This window comes from Nocardia sp. NPDC059228 (assembly GCF_042754245.1).
Lineage (GTDB): Bacteria > Actinomycetota > Actinomycetes > Mycobacteriales > Mycobacteriaceae > Nocardia.
In genome coordinates, this window is the sequence record NZ_JBHZAL010000002.1 from 409,954 (window position 1) to 428,660 (window position 18,707).

The following is an 18,707-nucleotide window of genomic DNA, read 5'->3' on the forward strand; positions in this document are numbered from 1 at the left end:
TCACCCGGAACGGTCAGAACTTCGTGACGTAGCAGTCGTAGTTGCGTTGTTCGACGATCAATCCGTACCGGATGATGAGAAAGGTGGCGATCTCCGCCCGCAGCTCCGAACCCGCGGCGAGCGCGCCGACCGGCACGGCCAGTACCCCGATCCAGGTGACCTCCAGGGCCACCTGATCGCCGGTGGCGATGGCGTGGTGAAACTCGAATCGCTGCCGGCGAATCACCTGCTGCCCGCGTTCGGCCGCGGCCAGGATCTCGTCCAGATTCCGGGTTGCACCCTGCGGGACCAGCGCGTTCGGCAGCTCCCGCTGCACGATGTCCGGGTGGAAGTAGGCGGCCAGAGCCGCTCCGGTGGCGCCGGCCGCGCCGGCTCGGTGATGACGGACGGCCAGCTCGATATTCGGATGTTCGGGCATATCACTCACCGGGCCAGTCGAACACGGCGGCCAGTGCGGCGGGGGCTATGTTCGGGGCATGCATTGGGATCAGATGACGGCCACGCCGGGTGCGCTGCGGACGGCCGCGGCGCGGCTGCGGCGCGGGGTGGGGCAGCTGGAAATCCTGGCGGCCATCATCGAGGCGGCGGACGGGCCGTGGCTGGGGGCCATGGATTCCGATGGGCGGGGGACCGCCGAGCTGCGCATGCACCTGGCGGGGAAGTACCGGTTCACGGCGGTGGTGACCAGCGCCGGGAAACTGTCCCTGGCGGAACTGAATTCGCCCGGGCGCGGGAAGCGGGCGGAGCTGGTGCTATCCACCAAGGCCGCCCAGCGCAAGGGCTGGGACGCGCCCAAGGACATGCCCAAGCCGCAGGAGTGGGTGGACTACGTGGTCGGGTGGGTCCGGGCCGCCAGCGCCGCCGTCGGCCGGCGGGACGTGGTGGAGTGGCTGCTCAGGGGCGCCGACCAGCGGCTGGCCGCCATGAACGACAGCGTCGAGACCATGCGGGCCGCCCTCGCCGAACGCGAACAGATGCGGGACGAGCTGGCGGCCGAGGTCGCGGAGCTGCGGGCGGAACTCGAGGCGGAATCAGCCCTCGCCGGCAAGCGCGTCGTCGTCGGCGACGTAGCGCCAGACGGGGAGGAGGGCGTGGTCGTCGAGGGGGTCGCCGGCGAGATGGGCGGTGGCGCGGAGGCGGGCGGTGACCTCGCCGGCGTCGAGGCCGGAGCCGATCAGGACCAGGTTGCTGACCCGGGGTTCGTGGCGGGTCCAGGCGGTGGGCTCGATGGTGATGTGGCGGCCGACCATGTGCAGCACGAACTTTCGCGGGTCGTCGGGGACGGCGAAGGCCAGCACGCCCTTGGCGCGGAACAGGCCGGCGGGCGGATCCTCCAGTAGCGCAATGAGTTCGCGCGGATTCAGGTCCGTGTCGGAGGTGAAGGAGACGCTGTCGTAGGCGTCGTGCAGGTGCCGATGGTCGCGGCAGTCCCCGCCGTGCTCGTGGCAGGGGTCTCCGTGCTGGCGGTGGTCTCCGTGCCCGTCATCGGTGTGCTCGTCGAGCAGCAGCTCGTCGAAGCTGAGCTGTTCACCGATGCGCGGCCGGCTCGGTTCGTGGGTGGGGACGTCGAACAGCAGGCCCGGGTCGACGCGCCCGTGGCTGGTCGGATACACCGGGACCTGACCGACCAGGCGGGTGATCTCCGACCGCAGCAGCTCCAGCGCGGCCGGCTCGACGCGGTCGGCCTTGTTGAGCACCACCAGATCCGCCATGCGCAGATGCGTCGCGAGTTCCGGGTGCAGTTCCCGGCTCGCGGGGAAGTGCTCGGCGTCGACCACCTCGACCAGCCCGCCGTAGCGAATGCGCGGATTGTCGCTGTTCACCACCATGCGAATGAGATTGCGCGGCTCCGCCAGTCCGCTGGCCTCCACCACGATGACGTCGATCTTCTGCCTGGGATGCGCCAGCCGGTCGAACAGGTCGTCCAGTTCGCTGACATCCACCGCGCAGCACACGCACCCGTTGCCCAGCGAGACCATGGCATCGACCTGCCCGGCCACCAGCATGGCGTCGATATTGACCGCGCCGAAGTCGTTGACCACCACCCCGATTCGCGTGCTCCGGGTCCGCAACAGCCGGTTGAGCAGCGTCGTCTTCCCGGCGCCGAGGAATCCGGCCACGATCAGGACTGGAATGCGGCGGCTCACGGCGACCACCCTACCGACCGGCTGTGAGCCCGCCGCAGCACGCCGGAAACCGCGTGGAAATAACAGCCTCCTACCGTGACGGACTATCCGGACCGACCACGGGAGGTGCGCTGTGCGGGTGCGCGACATTCTCGATGCGCCGCAGTTGCGGATGCGGCTGCTGCACGGGGACGCGGGGGAACTGGATCGGCCGGTCGCCAGGGTCTGTGCGACGGACATGCCCGACCCCCGGCCCTTCGTGACACCGGGTGCGCTGGTGTGTACAGGATTGGTGTGGCGGCGGCAGGCGACGGACGCGGACCGCTATGTGGGCCTGCTGGCGGGAGCCGGGGTCGCCGGCGTGGTGGCCGGGCAGGCGCTGCACGGGCACGTGCCCGAGGATGTGGTCGAGGCCTGTCGCCGGCACGGATTGCCGCTGCTGTCCGTACCTCAGAGCGTGCCGTTCAGCCGGATCATCGAATACCTGGCCGAGCAGGCGGCGGAGGTGCGCTGGCGACGGGTGCAATCGCGCGCCGACCGGCAGCGCAGGCTGCTGACCGCGGTCGCCGCCGGGACGGCTATCGAGGCCCTGATCGCGGATTTCGCTGCGGAACAGCGGGTTTCGGCCTGGATTCTGACTTCGACCGGGACGGTCATCGCCGGCACCGAGGACCTGGCCGAGCCGGACATCGATCGCATCGTCGCCACCGCGCTCACCGCGCCGCGCCTGCCCGCGGTCACTACCGGCGCGATGCGAGTCCTCCAGGTCGGTGCGGGCGACCGCATTACCGCCTGGTATCTGGTGATCCGCCCGTCGGCTCCGGAACTCGACCCGTTCGGCGCGGATCTGGCGGCCGTGGCGGAGCTGTATCGGCAGCGTCGCGCCGACCGGCAGCATCTGGATTGGGAACTGGCCGACCGCTTCCCGGTGCCGTTCGCCGAACGGGCGGACCGGTGCGAGGTGGCCCTCGTCTGCGAGGTCCACGCCGCCGACGGGCTGACCGGACCGGGATCGAAACCGGATGTGCCGCAGCGCCGATCGATGTCGGGGGGTGTTGCGGGCGCCATCGAACGGGCGGGAGCACCGGCTCACGCTGCGGGACCTGTGGCACCGCGGCAGGTTTCGAGCTGGGCCGATTCGTCCGCCGGACTGCTGGCCGTACGTGCGGCCCTGCACGACGCCCTGCCGGATATCGCCACGTCGATCGACCGCGAAGGCAGGCTGGTCGGCGTGACGGCCGGAACCCAGGACGGCATCGCGGCCACGGCGGTCCGCCGTCTCGGGCGAATCGCACCGGCGCTCACCGAGATTCGGCTCGCGGTCGGCGTGAGCGCCCGGCAGCCGGAGGAGACCCTGGCGGGTGCGATCGGCGCGGCCGCGGCCGCCGCCACCGCGGCCCGCGACGACACGACCCCGGTCAGCCTGCGGGTGGCCGATATCGATTCGGCCGTAGGCCTGCTCACCGCGGTGCCCGGCGGCCTCCAGCGGAGATTCGCCGAACGGGTACTGGGTCCGGTGCTGGAGTACGACCGGCGGCACGGGGCCGGACTGCTGGAGACGCTGGAGGTGTTTCTCGGGTGCGAAGGCTCGTGGCGGCAGGCGGCCGATCGAATGCACCTGCACATCAATACCGTTCGCTATCGGATCGGCCGGATCGAGGAGCTCACCGGGCGCGATTTCGGGCGGCTCGACGATCGGCTGGATCTGTATCTGGCGGTGCGTACGCTGGCCGGTCAGACCGCGCCGGTGTAGGGATCCCAGGCGGTTCCGGCCTCCGGAGCGCCCTCGCGCAGCACACTCGCCTGGATCAGGCCGTAGGGGCGGTCGTCGGCGTGGAAGACCTCGCCCTGGTTCGGAACGCCGAATCGGTCTGTGTCATAGGCGAAGTGGTGTTTGTTGGGGGCCGACATGCGGATCTCCGCCAGGCACGGATACGCCGCCAGCGCGGCCCGGCCCATCTCGAACAGGGTCTGCTGCAAGGCCTTCGAGTGCAGGGTCGCGAAGGTCTCGACCATGACGGCGCGGATCCCGTGGTAGGCGGCATCCCAGTCCTCGGGCGGGGTGGCGAAGCGCCACCGGGCGATCAGGCTGGTGGCCAGGATCCGGTCGTGGGCGGGTTCGAGGACGGTGAACGGGTCTTCGAGGAAACCCGAGAACTCCGAACCCGTGGACTTGAGGATCACCAGATCCTTGACGCCCCCGATCACCCACTCGCGGCGGTCCGTACCGGTCCCGCTCACGGTGATCGCCGCGATACGCACCTCCGGCCCCACCCGCGTCCAGGTGTGGTCGTGCCCGCTGCCGCCGACCGGAACCCGTCGCCACGCATACTCTTCGATCTCGAGACGCGCCTCACCCACGGGCTCGATGTCGTCGACGAAATGCCGGGCCAGTGCCAGCCCGTACTCCTCGATGCTGCCGTCGCCGTGGCTCTTGGCGTAGGTGTAGATGGTCTGCTTCTGCGAATCCGTCGGCAGCACCGTGCCCTGATCGCCGACGGTGTGCGCGTCGTCGAACGCGCCGCGCAGGCACGAGGACACGTTCAGGTCCCGGATCTCGTGCCGGGCGGTATCGCGGTAGATGCGCACCACCCGGTTCTCGGCCTTGCCGTACTGGTGCGGGCCGAGCACGATCCGGCCGCCGGCTTCGCTCATGGTCGCCTCCCGTCGCTGATCACTGTGCCCCACTGTGACGTACGGGAGCCGCCGCACACGCTGGTTCCGAGGACAAAACGCCGTACTCCGCCACCGCGACGTTTGGGCGAATCGGACAAAGCGCGGTCCCGGCGCTGCCTGGCCTGACGATCGACCGACCCTGTGCCGGTCGGATCACCCGCAGGCGTTGACCCATTCCGAGAGGCCGTCGGTGAACATCTGGCGCTTCCAGATGGGGACCTCGTGCTTGATGCGGTCGACCAGTTCGGCGCAGGTGGTGAAGGCTTCGGCGCGGTGGGGCGCGGCGACGGCGACGACGATCGCGAGATCTCCGATGGTCAGGGGGCCGACGCGGTGCACGGCCGCCACCGGCAGTCCGGAGGACTCGGCGACTTCCGCGCACACCTTGCGCAGGAACTCCTCGGCCTGCGGGTGCGCCGAGTACTCCAGCGCCGAAACCGATTGCCCGCCATCGTGATCGCGCACCTTGCCGGTGAACACCACGATGCCGCCGTGCTCGGGCCCGCTCACCGCCTGCTCCACCTCGGCCGGATCCAGCGGCTGATCGCTGATCCGGGCCAGCAGTTCACTCATGGCTGCCTCCTCCGGCCACCTGGGCCAGCAGATGTTCGAGAAGCGGTGTCAGCACGGCCATGCCATCCTTCACCCCGCCCGGCGAACCGGGCAGATTGACGATCACGGTGCGTCCGGCCAGGCCCGCCACGCCCCGGCTGAGCGCGGCGAGCGGGAACTTGGCGGTGCCCGCCTGGCGGATGGCGTCGGCCACGCCCGGCAGCTCCCGATCGAGCAGGGCCAGCGTCGCCTCCGGGGTGCCGTCGGTGGGGGAGGCCCCCGTGCCGCCGGTGCTGATGACCAGATCCGGCTCGGTGGACAGTGCATCCGCGAGGCCGAAGGCGATATCGGCGTCCGCGAACACCAGCGGCCCGCGCACCGAGAAGCCCTGCGCGCCCAGCCATTCTGTCAGGGCGGGGCCGGTGGTGTCCTCGCGGCTACCGGCGGCGACCCCGGTCGAAGCGACCACGACGGTGGCCGTCCGGCCCGCGCCCGCGAGCGGAGTCGTTGCGGCAGCGGTCTTTTCGCGCTTCTCGTGCCGGCGCTGGTGCTCGCCGTGGTGGACCTCGGCCTCCGGCCGCACCCAATGTCCGTGCTTCCCGCCCTCTTTGGTGATCAGCCGCACCCCGTTCAGGGTGGCCGCCGGATCCACCGCCTTCACCATGTCGTGCAGCGTGAGGCCCGCGACCGCGACCGCGGTCAGCGCCTCCATCTCGACGCCGGTCGGCCCCTTGGTCTTGGCGCTCGCCTCGATGGTGATGGTGGTGTCGGTGAAGCCGAAGTTCACGGTCACCGACGACAGCGCCAGCTGATGGCACAGCGGAATCAGCTCGGAGGTCTTCTTCGCGCCGTTGATGCCGGCGATGCGCGCGGTGCTGAGCACATCGGCCTTGGGCATGTCGTCGGCGCGGACCAGCCGGACGACCTCGGCGGTGGTCTGCAGTTCGCCCGCGGCGACCGCGATGCGCGCGGTGTCGGCCTTCGCGCTCACATCGACCATGCGGGCGCGACCTTCACGGTCGACATGCGACAACTCACTCATGGCAACCACCTTGGCACAGGCAGGACGTGTCGTTCACAGCGGCCGGACCTCGACAATCGTGCCCGCCGGCAGCTCGGTCGCGGTGGCCGGAACATCGATGAGGACATCGGCGTGGGCCATGGCGGCGATCAGATGCGAGCCCTGACCCGACACCAGCGCCACCCCGCCCTCGGCGAGCTTGCCGCGCAGGAACTGCCGCTTCCCGGCGGGGGAGCGGACCGGTTCCAGCAGTGGCAGTTCGGAAATCGGCAGCGCGGGCAGACCCGCCAGCTCGCGCAGGATGGGGCGGGCGAAGACCTCGAAGGACACCATGGTGCTCACCGGATTGCCCGGGAAGCTCAGCACCGGCACCCCGTCCACCATGCTCAGCCCCTGCGGGCCGCCGGGTTGCATTGCCACCGAGCCGAATTCGCCGCCCCGCGCCGACAGCACCTCCTTGACGACCTCGAAGTCACCCATGGAGACACCGCCGGAGGTGAACACCACATCGGCCTGCGCCACGGCCTCGGCCAGCCGGGCCCGGAACTCGTCGTGGTCGTCGGTCGAATGCGCCACCGACACCACCTCGACACCGTTGTCGGTGAGGGCCGCGGCGAGTGCGATGCCGTTCGAGTTGAAGATCTGGCCGGGCAGCAGGGTCGCCCCGGCGGGTCGCAGTTCGTCACCGGTGGTGAGGACCGCCGCGTACACGGGTCGCCGCACCGACAGTTCGCCCAGCCCGACCGCCGCCAGCGCCGCGATGTGCCGGGGTCGCAGCAGGGTGCCCGCGGCCGCCAGCAACTGCCCGGCGCGTACGTCGGTACCCGGCTCGCGCACGAAATCGCCACTGGCACGGCTGGTTCGGATCGTCACGGTGACGCCGTCGGACTCGGTGTGCTCCACCGGCACCACGCAGTCCGCCCCGGGCGGCACGGGTGCGCCGGTCATCACCTTGACGGCGCTGCCCGCGGGCAGCGTCAGCTGCTCGGTGTTCCCGGCCGCCACCACGCCGACCAGCGGCAGGGTCGCGGGGACGATGGCCACCGACTCCGCGAGCACCGCGTACCCGTCCATGGCCGAGTTCCGGAACACCGGCAGATCCAGGGGCGCATACACATCCACGGCCAGCCGCCGCCCCAGCGCCCGGTCCATCGGCACCGTCTCGGCGGCGCGTCCGGCCAGCGGCCGGAGCACATCCTCGATGCGTCGGCGGTGGTCGTCGACGGGTCGGGCCGGGGCTAGCGCGTGCCGGGAACTCATGCCGGTGAGCCTATACGCGGGTGGATCCTCCAGGCCGTGACCGGCTGTTCGCCGGGCTCGCCTCGTAGGAATCTACGAACACTTGCGGTCCCGGCAATAATGGTGCAATGACCGTGGTCGCGATGGGTATGCCCGCTGTGCGAACCGGGCGGCCCGCGATGGACGGACGCCCGGACACGCCCCTGCTGCTGGACCGTTTCGGCCGGGTCGCGCGGGACCTGCGGGTATCCATCACCGAGAAGTGCTCGCTGCGCTGCACCTACTGCATGCCGGAGGAGGGCCTGCCGCCCATCCCCGCCGACGAACTGCTCTCCACCGCGGAGATCGTGCGCCTGGTGACGCTCGCGGTCCGCGAACTGGGTGTGCACGAGGTGCGATTCACCGGCGGCGAACCGCTCATGCGGCGCGATCTGGAAAGCATCATCGCCGGTTGCCATGCGGCGCTGCCGGAAACGCCGCTCGCCATGACCACCAATGGCGTCGGGCTCGAGCATCGGGCGCGCGGACTGGCCGCGGCCGGGCTGCGGCGCATCAATGTCTCGCTCGACACCGTGGACCGCGACGGCTTCCACCGGCTCACCCGCCGGGATCGGCTCGATTCGGTGCTGGCCGGGATCCGCGCCGCCATCGCGGCCGGGCTCGCCCCGCTCAAGGTCAACGCGGTGCTCATGCGCGAAACCCTGGACGGCGCGGCCGACCTGCTGCAGTGGTGCCTGGACGAGGGCGCGGAGCTGCGGTTCATCGAGGAGATGCCGCTGGACGCCGACCACGAGTGGGCGCGCGCCAATATGATCACCGCCGCCGAACTCCTCGACGTGCTCGGCACCCGCTTCGACCTGACCGAGACCGGCCGCGAGGATCCCTCCGCGCCCGCCGAACGCTGGCTGGTCGACGGCGGCCCGGCCACCGTCGGCATCATCGCCTCGGTGACCCGCAAGTTCTGCGCGGACTGCGACCGCACCCGCCTGACCGCCGATGGCCGGATCCGCTCCTGCCTGTTCAGCGATCAGGAGTACGACATTCGCGCTGCACTGCGGTCCGGTGCGACCGACGCCGATATCGCCGGACTGTGGCGTGGCGCCATGTGGAACAAATCGGCCGGGCACGGCATCGACGCCGCCGGCTTCGTCCCGCCCGAACGAACGATGGGAGCCATCGGTGGTTGAGGTCCGCTATTTCGCCGCGATCGCCGATGCGGTCGGCAAGGAGAAGGAAACCCTGGACCTGCCGTCCGGGGCCACCGTCGCCGACTTGCGCACCGCCCTCTCGGCGGTCTACGGCCCGAAGCTGGACCCCATGCTGAAGGTCTGCGCCTACCTCATCGGCGACGAACTCACCCGCGACGCGGCCACCCCGCTCTCCCCGCGCGTGGACGTGCTGCCCCCGTTCGCGGGCGGCTGACCCGTCGCACGGCGCCGCGCCGCCGCGAATTTCACTGCCGGGCGCTAACATTCGCCGGTCCCCGCACGCCCTCGCCAGGAGACCGATCCGAATGACGCACGCCCCCCGGCCCCAGCACCCCGCCGTCGCGAAAGTGCGGCAGGATCGTGCCGCCAGTTTCCAGCTGCGCGTTGCGGACTGGATCACGAAGTTCGCGGGCTCGATGCCCTTCGTCTACATCCACGCGATCGGCTTCGCGGTGTGGATGATCTTCCTCGAGAAGAGCCCCTGGCCCACCCTGACCCTGGTGGTCTCCCTGGAAGCGATCTTCCTGTCCACCTTCGTCATGATCGGCCAGAACCGCCAGGCCGATTTCCAGCAGGCCAAGGCCGATCACGATTTCCAGGAGCAGGAACTCGAGCTCAAGACCAATACCGAACTGACCCGGGCCATTCACGCCATGACGGCCGAGCTGCACCGCCGCCTCATCGAGGACGCGGATCAGAAATGAGCAGCGCCCGCTGCTCGATTCACAGCTGTGCCCGCCGCGTGTGAGCGCAGCGGGCACGAGGTCCGGAGCCGGTTATTTCCACCAGGTGTCGAGCGGAGTCACCGGGACGGTGCGCTTGTGGCGGGTGTTCCGGAAGATGGTCTCGACCCGCTCGGCGACCTCGGGGGCGACGGGCTTGCCCTCGAGGTAGTCGTCGATCTGGGAGTACCTGAGGCCCAAGGCTTCCTCGTCGGGCAGGGAGGGGCGATCGTCCTCGAGGTCGGCGGTCGGGACCTTCTGCCAGACGCTCGGCGGCGCGCCGAGTTCCTGGAGCAGCGCCGCGCCCTGACGCTTGGTGAGACCGGTCAGCGGGGTGATGTCGACGCCGCCGTCGCCGTACTTGGTGAAGAAGCCGGTGACCGCTTCGGCGGCGTGGTCGGTGCCGACGACCAGCATATTGAGCTGACCGGCGATGGCGTACTGCAGCAGCATGCGCTCGCGGGCTTTGATATTGCCGCGCACGAAGTCTCGCAGGCGGGGCTCCTCGTGCAGTTCCACGATGCCGAGGGCGGCTTCTCCGGCGGCGGCGTCCGCGCTGGGCTTGACGTTCACCACGACCGACCGGTCGGGCTGAATGAACCGCAGGGCGATCTGGGCGTCTTCCTCATCGAACTGGACGCCATAGGGCAGGCGCGCGGCCACGAAGGTGGCGTCGTGGCCCTCGGCGCGCAGCTCCTCGGCGGCCAGCTGGCACAGGCGGCCGGTGAGGGTGGAGTCCTGGCCGCCGCTGATGCCGAGCACGAAACCGGTCGCGGGCGTGGAGCGCAGATAATCCTTGAGGAAGTCGATGCGCCGCCGCACTTCGGTTTTCGGTTCGATGTCCGGCAGGACGCCCAATTCGGCGATGATCTGTGCGCGCAGGTTCCCCATGGCCACACTCTACTGAACGGCCGGCGGCTCTATTGACCGACGGGAGCGGTCACCTGCCGGACCAGGTGTTCCCAGTGATCGCCCACCTGGTCGAGGGTGTAGCGCAATTCGCGGATCTGGTGGAGCACCAGCCCGGCGTCCAGGCTGGCCAGCAGCGTGTCGGCGGTCAGTGAGATATCGCCGGGCGCGCCGGCCTGCCGGAGCAGCAGGGCGACATGGGTTTTCGCGATGTTATAGGGCGGCCCGGAGTACTGCCCGCCGATGTCGGCGTTCTTGCGCACGTCGCCCTCCACCTCGACCAGGGCCAGGCGCGCCCGCCCGAAGGCGATCAACCGCTCCACCGGTGGCGCGCCCGGGCCCAGTGGCGGCGGCCCGAACATGTAGGCCCACTGGAGTTTCTGATCGGATTGGTCGAGCAGTGCCAGCATGAGCCCGGCCCGATTGCCGAAGCGCCGGAACACCGTGCCCTTGCCGACGCCGGCGAGCTTGGCGACCGCGTCCATGGTGACGCCATCCGCGCCGCACTGGCGGACCAGCTGTTCGGCGGCGTCGAGCAGCAGCTGCCGGTTGCGGGCGGCGTCGCTGCGCTCGTGGCTGCTGCCGGGCATGAGCAGCGGCACCGAGTGCGCGGGGGGCCGCTGCGTGCCGACGGGTTCGATCGGCAGCGCGATGCTCGGCAGGGCCGGAACGACCTCATCCGGTGAGGTGTCGCGTGTCACAGGCTGTGTGCTCCTACCAGGGAATGTAACCGGACTGCAGTCCGGTTACAGTCTATCGAAAGTTCCGCTGCTGAATCAGTAACCCTTGGAGTGATCATCATGTCGCAGACCCGCATTCTCGTTCTGGTCGGCAGCCTTCGCGCCGCGTCGATCAACCGCCGCCTCGCCGAGGCCGCTGCGAAGGCCGCCCCGGAGGGCGTCGAGCTCGCGATCTACGAGGGCCTCGGTGAGATTCCTTTCTACAACGAGGACATCGACGCCGAGGGCAAGGTCCCGGCCACCGCGCAGGCGCTGCGTGACGCCGTCGCCGCCGCGGACGCCCTGCTGCTGGTGACCCCCGAATACAACGGCACCCTGCCGGCCGTGCTGAAGAACGCCATCGACTGGGCCTCCCGTCCATACGGCGCGGGCGCGCTCAAGGATTTCCCGGCCGCGGTCATCTCCGCGTCCATCAGCCCGAACGCCGCCAAGTGGTCGCACGACGACGCCGTCAAGGCGCTCGGCGTGGCCGGTGCGAAGGTGGTCGAGGAGGCGTCGCTGAACTTCGGTGTCATCGGCCAGCGCTTCGGTGAGACCCACCCGGCCGACGATGCGGAGGCCCTGACCCAGCTGGCTGCCACCGTGCACCTGCTGGCGGAGACCGCCAACGCGCGGGCGAACGCCTGACAGGTTGGGCGAACGCCCGGCATACGCAGTGATTACTTGCTGAATTCAGCACAAGGCCACGGCTTTTGAGTCGTGGCCTATAGCTTTTCCCGGACAAATCGGGCTACGGTCACACCATGAAGCTATCAACGGGCAACACTCTGTTAGGCCGTTGTTTCATGGCGGTTACCCTGGCCGTCTCGGCCGCCTCGGTGGTGGTCAATGCCGCCGACGCGGTGGCCGAGTCGTATGTCCGTCTCTATCTGGGCAACTGGGCCGGGTACGTGGTGCGGGGGGAATTCCGGGAGGTCAGCGCCACCTGGGTGCAGCCGCGGGTGGACTGTCTCAATCCGGGCATCCTGCAGCGCGTGGTGCCCTGGGTGGGATTGAACGGCGCCGCCGGGCTCGATGGCCAGGTCGCACTCCCGCTCGTGCAGACCGGCGTCGAATCCCTGTGCGCCAGTGACGTGGCCGTGTACGCGGCCCTGCCGGGTCTGCAGGTGGAATCCGCCGCCGCGGGCGTGGCGTACGCCGATCCGGACCTGGCCGGGGTGGTCATGAACGCCGGGGGCAAGCTGTCCGACCTGCTGGGCGCGGCCGCGGACGGCCTGTGCTCGCTCGGTCTCCTCGGTGGTTCCTGCACCCCCGATACGCAGGTCGACGGCTGGTGGGAGCGTTACCCGGACGCGCCGGTGAGTTACGACGACGTGGCGGTCCGGCCGGGCGACATCATGCATTCGGTGGTCAGCTGGGACAACGGGCGCTACGTCATGACGTTGGAGAACCGCACTGCGAAGTGGTCCCGCACCACGGTCTCCGCCTCTTCGGTACCCGCCCACACCGCGGAGATCATCGTCGAGGGCCATCTCAGCGGCGCGCTGCCCGGTTTCGATCCGATCACCTTCACCGACATCACCATCGACGGTCTGCCACTGGCGGCCTATGACGCCGAGGCCTATGGGATCGCGGCCACCAATCGGTTGCTGACGCCCGGTCCGATCGACGGCGCGTCCTTCACCATCCGGTAGAGCGGGCGCAAACGCCGCGACACGCCGAGTGGACCGGGGGCCCTGGAATTGGGGGCAGGGCTCGGCGGGGTGGCAAACCGGGTGGTCGCTCGAGTCTGCTGTGACTCGTGGGGTGGGTGTTGATCAGCGGTGATGGTGTGTTTGCTGGAAATGAACTGAATGCCGAAATTGTGATGTGCGTCGCAGTCGTGTCGAGTTGCGAATCGAGTGTCCAGGTACTTACGACACTGGAATTTCACCTTTGTGAGTCGCAACATGTCGTGTTGTATGAATCTGTCGGCCACTAGGTGTAGTGTCTTGGGAGCTGGAAGGCCACCAGGTGAACACCTCGAAGTTCACCGAGCGACCAGGGGCTTCGGTTCCACTTCCAGGGGTTTGCGCACTTACTACGTGGATCTTGTTTGAGCCGTGCACTGCAGACAGATCAAAGGCTAAGGAGAAGGGGATACCAATGACCATCACCGTTTACACCAAGCCCGCTTGTGTCCAGTGCAACGCCACGTACCGCGCCCTCGACAAGGCTGGTGTCGACTACAGCGTCATCGACATCTCCGAGAACCCCGAAGCCCGCGACTACGTCATGGCCCTGGGCTACCTGCAGGCCCCCGTCGTCGTCGCCGGTGACGACCACTGGTCCGGCTTCCGCCCGGACCGCATCAAGGCTCTGGCCGACATCGTCGCCGTCGCCTGACGCCGCGCCGCCGATCAGGGCCGGCGGCCTCCTGCAGGTTCGTCCGAATCGAAAGGAGGGGAGATGACCGAGATGTCCAGCGCGACACCGAATCTGGTCTACTTCTCGAGCGCTTCGGAGAACACGCACCGCTTCGTCGAACGACTGGGCGTGCCCGCCGTTCGCATACCGCTTCACACCGCCGACTCGCTTCGCGTCGACCAACCCTTCGTGCTGATCGTCCCCACCTACGGGGGAGGTCGGCACGTTTTGGGTGGGCAGCGATCCGACAGGGAATTCGTGCCTCGCCAGGTGGCCAAGTTCCTCAACGACCCGCACAACCGCGCCCTGCTGCGCGGCGTGATCGCGAGCGGCAACACGAACTTCGGCGATACGTACTGCTATGCGGGAGAAGTGATCTCACGTAAGGCAGGGGTCCCGTACCTGTATCGCTTCGAACTCATGGGAACTGCCGAGGACGTCGAGCGCGTCCGAGAGGGATTGGGATTGTTTTGGCAACGACAACAGCACCGGTCGGAAAGACTGCCCGCGTAGAGCGCCCGGTCAGCGGCGACTCCGCGACCGAGGGACTGGACTATCACGCCCTCAACGCGATGCTGAACCTGTACGGCCCCAACGGCGAGATCCAGTTCGACAAGGACCGGGAAGCCGCGCATCAGTACTTCCTGCAGCACGTCAACCAGAACACGGTCTTCTTCCACAATCTGGAGGAGAAGCTCGACTACCTGGTGCGCGAGAACTACTACGAGACCGAGGTGCTCGACCAGTACTCCCGTGAGTTCGTCAAGCAGCTGTTCAAGCAGGCGTACGCCAAGAAGTTCCGGTTCCCGACCTTCCTCGGCGCGTTCAAGTACTACACCTCGTACACGCTGAAGACCTTCGACGGCAAGCGCTACCTGGAGCGTTTCGAGGACCGCGTGTGCATGGTGGCCCTGGCCCTGGCCGCCGGTGACGAGACCCTGGCGCGCGAGCTGGTCGAGGAGATCATGGACGGCCGCTTCCAGCCGGCCACCCCCACCTTCCTCAACTCGGGCAAGCAGCAGCGCGGCGAGCCGGTGTCCTGCTTCCTGCTCCGCATCGAAGACAATATGGAGTCGATCGGCCGCTCCATCAACTCCGCCCTGCAGCTGTCCAAGCGCGGCGGCGGTGTTGCCCTGTTGCTCAGCAATATTCGTGAGGCCGGCGCGCCGATCAAGAAGATCGAGAACCAGTCCTCCGGCGTCATTCCGATCATGAAGCTGCTGGAGGACTCGTTCTCCTACGCCAACCAGCTGGGTGCGCGGCAGGGCGCGGGTGCGGTGTACCTGCACGCGCACCACCCCGACATCTACCGGTTCCTGGACACCAAGCGGGAGAATGCGGACGAGAAGATCCGCATCAAGACGCTGTCGCTGGGTGTGGTGATTCCGGACATCACCTTCGAGCTGGCGAAGAAGAACGAGGACATGTACCTGTTCTCGCCGTACGACGTGGAGCGCATCTACGGCGTGCCGTTCGCCGACATCAATGTGACCGAGAAGTACTACGAGATGGTCGACGACAAGCGGATCCGCAAGTCCAAGATCAAGGCTCGCGAGTTCTTCCAGACCATCGCCGAGCTGCAGTTCGAGTCGGGCTACCCGTACATCATGTACGAGGACACCGTGAACCGGGCCAACCCGATCGCGGGCAAGATCACCCACTCCAACCTGTGCTCGGAGATCCTGCAGGTCTCCACCGCGTCGGAGTTCAACGACGATCTGTCCTACGCCAAGGTGGGCAAGGACATCTCGTGCAACCTGGGTTCGCTGAACATCGCCAAGACCATGGACTCGCCGGACCTCGGCAAGTCGGTCGAGGTCGCGATTCGCGCGCTGACCGCGGTGTCGGACCAGACCCACATCTATTCGGTGCCCTCGATCGAGCAGGGCAACAACGAGTCCCACGCCATCGGCCTGGGGCAGATGAACCTGCACGGCTACCTGGCGCGCGAGCGGGTCCACTACGGCTCCGAAGAGGGCGTGGACTTCACCAACATCTACTTCTACACGATCGCCTACCACGCGATCCGTGCCTCGAATCTGATTGCGATGGAGCGGGGTTCGGCGTTCGGCGGCTTCGCCGACTCGAAGTACGCCACCGGCGAGTTCTTCGACAAGTACACCGACCAGGCGTGGGAGCCCAAGACCGACCGCGTCGCCCAGATCTTCGCCGACGCCGGCGTCCACATCCCGACCCAGGACGACTGGCGGGCGCTGAAGGCGTCGGTCATGGAGCACGGCATCTACAACCAGAACCTGCAGGCGGTGCCGCCGACCGGCTCGATCTCCTACATCAACCACTCCACCAGCTCCATCCACCCGGTGGCGTCCAAGATCGAGATCCGCAAGGAAGGCAAGATCGGCCGTGTCTACTACCCGGCCCCCTACCTGACCAACGACAACCTCGAATACTTCGGGGACGCCTACGACATCGGCTACGAGAAGATCATCGACACCTACGCCGCGGCGACGCAGCACGTCGACCAGGGCCTGTCCCTGACCTTGTTCTTCAAGGACAGCGCCACCACCCGCGACGTCAACCGGGCCCAGATCTACGCCTGGCGCAAGGGCATCAAGACCCTCTACTACATTCGCATCCGCCAGATGGCCCTGGAAGGAACCGAGGTCGAGGGCTGCGTGAGCTGCATGCTCTGACAGGTGCTATCGATAAGGGCGTCCCGGCAACTGCCGCGGACGCCCTTTTTCGTGAAAGCCGATGTGGGGGAGGCAGGATGGAAACCGCCGATCGATACCGGGCATTCGCCGAGAAGGAGGTACGGGGCTACTCGCCCTGCTACGAGCACTGGTGCCTCGGAATCGCCGGGGATACCGAGCTTCTCGCCCTCATCGACACCCTGCCCGTGCACAAGCGCCAGCCCAACCTGATCCTCGGTGCGGCCCGCTACCTGGGCGTGACGGTGGGGCCATTCGAGGAGTTCAAGGACTTCCTGATCACCAACTGGCCCGGGGTCCGGGATGTCGCCACGACCCGTCGCACCCAGACCAACGAGGTGGGCCGAACCGCGACCCTGCTCCCGCTGCTCGCCCGGCACGGCTCGGATCCGGTGGCGCTCATAGAATTCGGTGCCTCTGCCGGACTGTGCCTGTACCCCGACCGGTACAGCTACACCTACGACGACGGCCCCACCCTCGACCCCCGAGACGGGCGCTCCACCGTCGTCCTGCCATGCGCCACCACCGGTAACCCGCCACTGCCCACCGAACTACCGAACGTCGTGCACCGCGCGGGTATCGACCTCAACCCGCTCGATGTCCGGGATCCCGAGGACATGCGCTGGCTGGAATCTCTCGTCTGGCCCGAACAGCGAAACCGCCTGGACCGCTTGCGCCATGCCGCCGCCATCGCCCGGGAGAACCCGCCGCATCTGGTGCGGGGCGATCTCAGCAATGCCCTGGCGGACCTGGTCCACGAAGCTCCCTCCGATATACCCGTCATCGTTTTCGGCAGTGCTGTCCTGCTCTATCTAGCCCGCACCGATCGTGCGGCTTTCCCGGCCATGATGCGAGAGCTTCCGTGTGAGTGGATTACCAACGAGCCGCCGGGAGTAGTTGATTTCGCCACCGATGCGCTCCCGGCTGGACCCGCAGACGTACACCTGGTACTTGCATCGAACGGCGTCCCGATGGCGTATACACGCCCGCACGGGCAGAGCCTCGACTGGTTCGGAAAGCGCTGAAAGACAAAGGACCAGAAGACAGGGGATGACCGCTGCTGTGGTCGACCCCACGACCGCGCCGCCCGCTGTTGTGAACTCTCCAGAACGTGGCTCGCGCCCTGCCGATCGCGGTTCGAGCCTGGTTAGGCTCGCTGTGATTCGGGTATCGAATCACCGAACTGCGCGGTCGATGCCGGAATCGGAATCGCATCAGGACTCCCGTTTTTGGAGGTGAGTAGGAAGTCCTCTCCTGCCCCCGCATGCCGAGGACTGCTTGTTCGAGACATGTACTGCCGGTGCAGTCGCAACTGCACTCCCATCGGATGAAGACCCACCGAGCGGCCAACCTCGCACCCGCTCGGTGGGTTCTTCGGATATCGCGCCGGCGCATGAGGAGTTAGCTTGTCGCACAACATGATTCAGAGGAATCCCGATGTGGGAGCGGAGTCGTGAGGCCCCGGGTTGCCGCCGGGGTCGCGGTGGCGCTGGCGATATTCGCGTGCCCGCCGCTGGGCGCGACCGCCCATGCCGGAATGCCGTACCGGTCCGCGTCCCCGGCGGATGTGACCCGAGTGCATCAGTTCGGTCCGAACTGGGAGCGGGTGGAGGTCACCTCCGCTGCCATGGGCCGCAACGTCGCCCTCGATGTGCTGCACGGCTCCGGCGCGGGTCCCCGGCCCACCCTCTATCTGCTGGACGGGGTGGACGCCGAGGGCGTATCCGACTGGCTGACCAAGGGGCACGCGCCGGAATTCTTCGCGGACAAGCCCGTTGACGTCGTTCTGCCCGCGGGCGCCACCGGCAGCATGTACACCGACTGGCTGCATGCCGACGCCGCGCTCGGCTGGAACCGCTGGGAGACCTTCCTGACTGCCGAGCTACCCGGCGCCATCGAGCCCTATCTGCATTCCGACGGCCGCCGGGCTATCGCGGGCGTATCCATGGGTGCGCAGGGCGCGATGATGCTCGCCCATCGCCACCCCGGCTTCTACCGCGCCGTCGCCGGATTGAGCGGCTGCTACTCGACCATCGACCCTTCCGGCAGTGCGATCACCGCGCTCACCGTCGCCTCGCGCGGCGGCAACATCATGAACCTGTGGGGCCCGCCCGGCACCTTCGACTGGCTGATCCACGACAGCACCGTCTGGGCGGAAGCCCTGCGCGGCACCGTGATCTATGTGTCGGCCGCCTCCGGTCTCCCGGGCCTGCCCGATCTGACCCAGGTATTGAAGTCGCCCGACATCCCGGCCGCCCTGGAGGCCGCCGGGGGCGGCGTGGTGCTGGAGGCCGGCGCCCGCGTCTGCACCGAGCATTTCGCGAATCGACTGAGCGACTTGCGAATTCCCGCCACCGTGCACTACGAGCCGACCGGAATTCACGCCTGGGAGGACTTCTCCGCCGAGCTGGGCCCGGCCTGGGATACCCTCGCCACCGCGTTCGCCTCGGCCTCCGGGCGGTAGTCGCACCGCCCGAATGCGATTGGGGCGCAAAG

General features: G+C 68.1%; 19 protein-coding genes. 11 read left to right on the forward strand and 8 right to left on the reverse strand.

The window, feature by feature from the left end; translation table 11 throughout:
• Nucleotides 1-13 precede the first annotated feature (13 nt).
• Entirely contained in the window at nt 14-418 is a 405-nt protein-coding gene (locus tag ACFXKA_RS05735) for a nuclear transport factor 2 family protein (RefSeq protein WP_379426367.1), read from the reverse strand.
• Between the two features lie 613 nt (nt 419-1,031).
• Nucleotides 1,032-2,147 (reverse strand): CobW family GTP-binding protein, encoded by a 1,116-nt coding sequence (locus ACFXKA_RS05740; RefSeq protein WP_379426276.1) that lies wholly within the window; start codon nt 2,145-2,147, stop codon nt 1,032-1,034.
• Between the two features lie 118 nt (nt 2,148-2,265).
• Here ACFXKA_RS05740 and ACFXKA_RS05745 point away from each other — a divergent pair, with 118 nt between their 5' ends.
• The gene (locus tag ACFXKA_RS05745) at nt 2,266-3,879 is read left to right on the forward strand and encodes a helix-turn-helix domain-containing protein (protein ID WP_379426277.1); all 1,614 of its coding nucleotides are present in this window, start codon (nt 2,266-2,268) and stop codon (nt 3,877-3,879) included.
• On the opposite strand, the gene pucL is transcribed toward ACFXKA_RS05745, so the two are convergent.
• From pucL to glp, 4 genes are all read right to left on the reverse strand, one after another.
• Nucleotides 3,861-4,781, reverse strand: coding sequence for a factor-independent urate hydroxylase (pucL, locus tag ACFXKA_RS05750; RefSeq protein ID WP_379426278.1), 921 nt, complete (start codon nt 4,779-4,781; stop codon nt 3,861-3,863). The two genes, ACFXKA_RS05745 and pucL, sit on opposite strands and share 19 nt — an antisense overlap.
• A 174-nt stretch (nt 4,782-4,955) precedes the next feature.
• Nucleotides 4,956-5,375, reverse strand: a complete 420-nt coding sequence (locus ACFXKA_RS05755) for a molybdenum cofactor biosynthesis protein MoaE (RefSeq protein WP_354835076.1) — start codon at nt 5,373-5,375, stop codon at nt 4,956-4,958.
• Nucleotides 5,368-6,396 carry a bifunctional molybdenum cofactor biosynthesis protein MoaC/MoaB gene (gene moaCB / locus ACFXKA_RS05760; RefSeq protein WP_379426279.1) on the reverse strand — a complete coding sequence of 343 codons (1,029 nt, stop codon included), beginning with the start codon at nt 6,394-6,396 and terminating at the stop codon, nt 5,368-5,370. The genes ACFXKA_RS05755 and moaCB overlap by 8 nt, the downstream gene beginning before the upstream one ends.
• Nucleotides 6,397-6,429: 33 nt before the next feature.
• Nucleotides 6,430-7,635, reverse strand: coding sequence for a gephyrin-like molybdotransferase Glp (glp, locus tag ACFXKA_RS05765; RefSeq protein WP_379426280.1), 1,206 nt, complete (start codon nt 7,633-7,635; stop codon nt 6,430-6,432).
• A gap of 107 nt (nt 7,636-7,742) precedes the next feature.
• On the opposite strand from glp, the gene moaA reads away from it, so the two are divergent.
• The 3 genes from moaA to ACFXKA_RS05780 all read left to right on the forward strand — a co-directional run bounded on the left by moaA (nt 7,743) and on the right by ACFXKA_RS05780 (nt 9,526).
• A complete protein-coding gene (gene moaA / locus ACFXKA_RS05770; protein ID WP_379426281.1) occupies nt 7,743-8,801 on the forward strand; it encodes a GTP 3',8-cyclase MoaA in 1,059 nt (352 codons plus the stop codon).
• Nucleotides 8,794-9,036: a MoaD/ThiS family protein gene (locus ACFXKA_RS05775; protein ID WP_379426282.1), complete on the forward strand. Its 243-nt coding sequence runs from the start codon at nt 8,794-8,796 to the stop codon at nt 9,034-9,036. Before moaA ends, ACFXKA_RS05775 begins: the two co-directional genes overlap by 8 nt.
• A gap of 91 nt (nt 9,037-9,127) precedes the next feature.
• Nucleotides 9,128-9,526, forward strand: coding sequence for a DUF1003 domain-containing protein (locus ACFXKA_RS05780; protein ID WP_379426283.1), 399 nt, complete (start codon nt 9,128-9,130; stop codon nt 9,524-9,526).
• Between the two features lie 72 nt (nt 9,527-9,598).
• On the opposite strand, the gene nadE is transcribed toward ACFXKA_RS05780, so the two are convergent.
• Complete coding sequence (gene nadE, locus ACFXKA_RS05785) at nt 9,599-10,435, reverse strand: ammonia-dependent NAD(+) synthetase (protein ID WP_354835088.1); 837 nt, start codon at nt 10,433-10,435, stop codon at nt 9,599-9,601.
• Between the two features lie 29 nt (nt 10,436-10,464).
• Nucleotides 10,465-11,043 (reverse strand): helix-turn-helix domain-containing protein, encoded by a 579-nt coding sequence (locus tag ACFXKA_RS05790; protein WP_354835348.1) that lies wholly within the window; start codon nt 11,041-11,043, stop codon nt 10,465-10,467.
• 210 nt (nt 11,044-11,253) lie between these two features.
• Here ACFXKA_RS05790 and ACFXKA_RS05795 point away from each other — a divergent pair, with 210 nt between their 5' ends.
• From ACFXKA_RS05795 to ACFXKA_RS05825, 7 genes are all read left to right on the forward strand, one after another.
• Nucleotides 11,254-11,820 (forward strand): NAD(P)H-dependent oxidoreductase, encoded by a 567-nt coding sequence (locus tag ACFXKA_RS05795; RefSeq protein ID WP_379426284.1) that lies wholly within the window; start codon nt 11,254-11,256, stop codon nt 11,818-11,820.
• 158 nt (nt 11,821-11,978) lie between these two features.
• Entirely contained in the window at nt 11,979-12,827 is an 849-nt protein-coding gene (locus ACFXKA_RS05800) for a G1 family glutamic endopeptidase (protein ID WP_379426285.1), read from the forward strand.
• 451 nt (nt 12,828-13,278) lie between these two features.
• Nucleotides 13,279-13,518 (forward strand): redoxin NrdH, encoded by a 240-nt coding sequence (locus tag ACFXKA_RS05805; RefSeq protein WP_040860114.1) that lies wholly within the window; start codon nt 13,279-13,281, stop codon nt 13,516-13,518.
• 63 nt (nt 13,519-13,581) lie between these two features.
• Entirely contained in the window at nt 13,582-14,052 is a 471-nt protein-coding gene (nrdI, locus tag ACFXKA_RS05810) for a class Ib ribonucleoside-diphosphate reductase assembly flavoprotein NrdI (RefSeq protein WP_379426286.1), read from the forward strand.
• A gap of 35 nt (nt 14,053-14,087) precedes the next feature.
• Entirely contained in the window at nt 14,088-16,193 is a 2,106-nt protein-coding gene (gene nrdE / locus ACFXKA_RS05815; RefSeq protein ID WP_354835350.1) for a class 1b ribonucleoside-diphosphate reductase subunit alpha, read from the forward strand.
• Between the two features lie 77 nt (nt 16,194-16,270).
• Nucleotides 16,271-17,236: a DUF2332 domain-containing protein gene (locus ACFXKA_RS05820; RefSeq protein WP_379426287.1), complete on the forward strand. Its 966-nt coding sequence runs from the start codon at nt 16,271-16,273 to the stop codon at nt 17,234-17,236.
• Between the two features lie 428 nt (nt 17,237-17,664).
• Nucleotides 17,665-18,675 carry an alpha/beta hydrolase gene (locus ACFXKA_RS05825; RefSeq protein WP_379426288.1) on the forward strand — a complete coding sequence of 337 codons (1,011 nt, stop codon included), beginning with the start codon at nt 17,665-17,667 and terminating at the stop codon, nt 18,673-18,675.
• The last annotated feature ends 32 nt before the right edge of the window (nt 18,676-18,707 follow it).

What these genes read in the sequence shown, in the direction of transcription:
- ACFXKA_RS05735 (WP_379426367.1), bottom strand. Translation starts at nt 418, where the DNA reads ATGCCCGAACATCCGAATATCGAGCTGGCCGTCCGTCATCACCGAGCC.
- pucL (WP_379426278.1), bottom strand. Translation starts at nt 4,781, where the DNA reads ATGAGCGAAGCCGGCGGCCGGATCGTGCTCGGCCCGCACCAGTACGGC.
- ACFXKA_RS05755 (WP_354835076.1), bottom strand. Translation starts at nt 5,375, where the DNA reads ATGAGTGAACTGCTGGCCCGGATCAGCGATCAGCCGCTGGATCCGGCC.
- moaCB (WP_379426279.1), bottom strand. Translation starts at nt 6,396, where the DNA reads ATGAGTGAGTTGTCGCATGTCGACCGTGAAGGTCGCGCCCGCATGGTC.
- glp (WP_379426280.1), bottom strand. Translation starts at nt 7,635, where the DNA reads ATGAGTTCCCGGCACGCGCTAGCCCCGGCCCGACCCGTCGACGACCAC.
- moaA (WP_379426281.1), top strand. Translation starts at nt 7,743, where the DNA reads ATGACCGTGGTCGCGATGGGTATGCCCGCTGTGCGAACCGGGCGGCCC.
- ACFXKA_RS05780 (WP_379426283.1), top strand. Translation starts at nt 9,128, where the DNA reads ATGACGCACGCCCCCCGGCCCCAGCACCCCGCCGTCGCGAAAGTGCGG.
- nadE (WP_354835088.1), bottom strand. Translation starts at nt 10,435, where the DNA reads ATGGGGAACCTGCGCGCACAGATCATCGCCGAATTGGGCGTCCTGCCG.
- ACFXKA_RS05790 (WP_354835348.1), bottom strand. Translation starts at nt 11,043, where the DNA reads ATGCCCGGCAGCAGCCACGAGCGCAGCGACGCCGCCCGCAACCGGCAG.
- ACFXKA_RS05795 (WP_379426284.1), top strand. Translation starts at nt 11,254, where the DNA reads ATGTCGCAGACCCGCATTCTCGTTCTGGTCGGCAGCCTTCGCGCCGCG.
- ACFXKA_RS05800 (WP_379426285.1), top strand. Translation starts at nt 11,979, where the DNA reads ATGGCGGTTACCCTGGCCGTCTCGGCCGCCTCGGTGGTGGTCAATGCC.
- ACFXKA_RS05805 (WP_040860114.1), top strand. Translation starts at nt 13,279, where the DNA reads ATGACCATCACCGTTTACACCAAGCCCGCTTGTGTCCAGTGCAACGCC.
- nrdI (WP_379426286.1), top strand. Translation starts at nt 13,582, where the DNA reads ATGACCGAGATGTCCAGCGCGACACCGAATCTGGTCTACTTCTCGAGC.
- ACFXKA_RS05820 (WP_379426287.1), top strand. Translation starts at nt 16,271, where the DNA reads ATGGAAACCGCCGATCGATACCGGGCATTCGCCGAGAAGGAGGTACGG.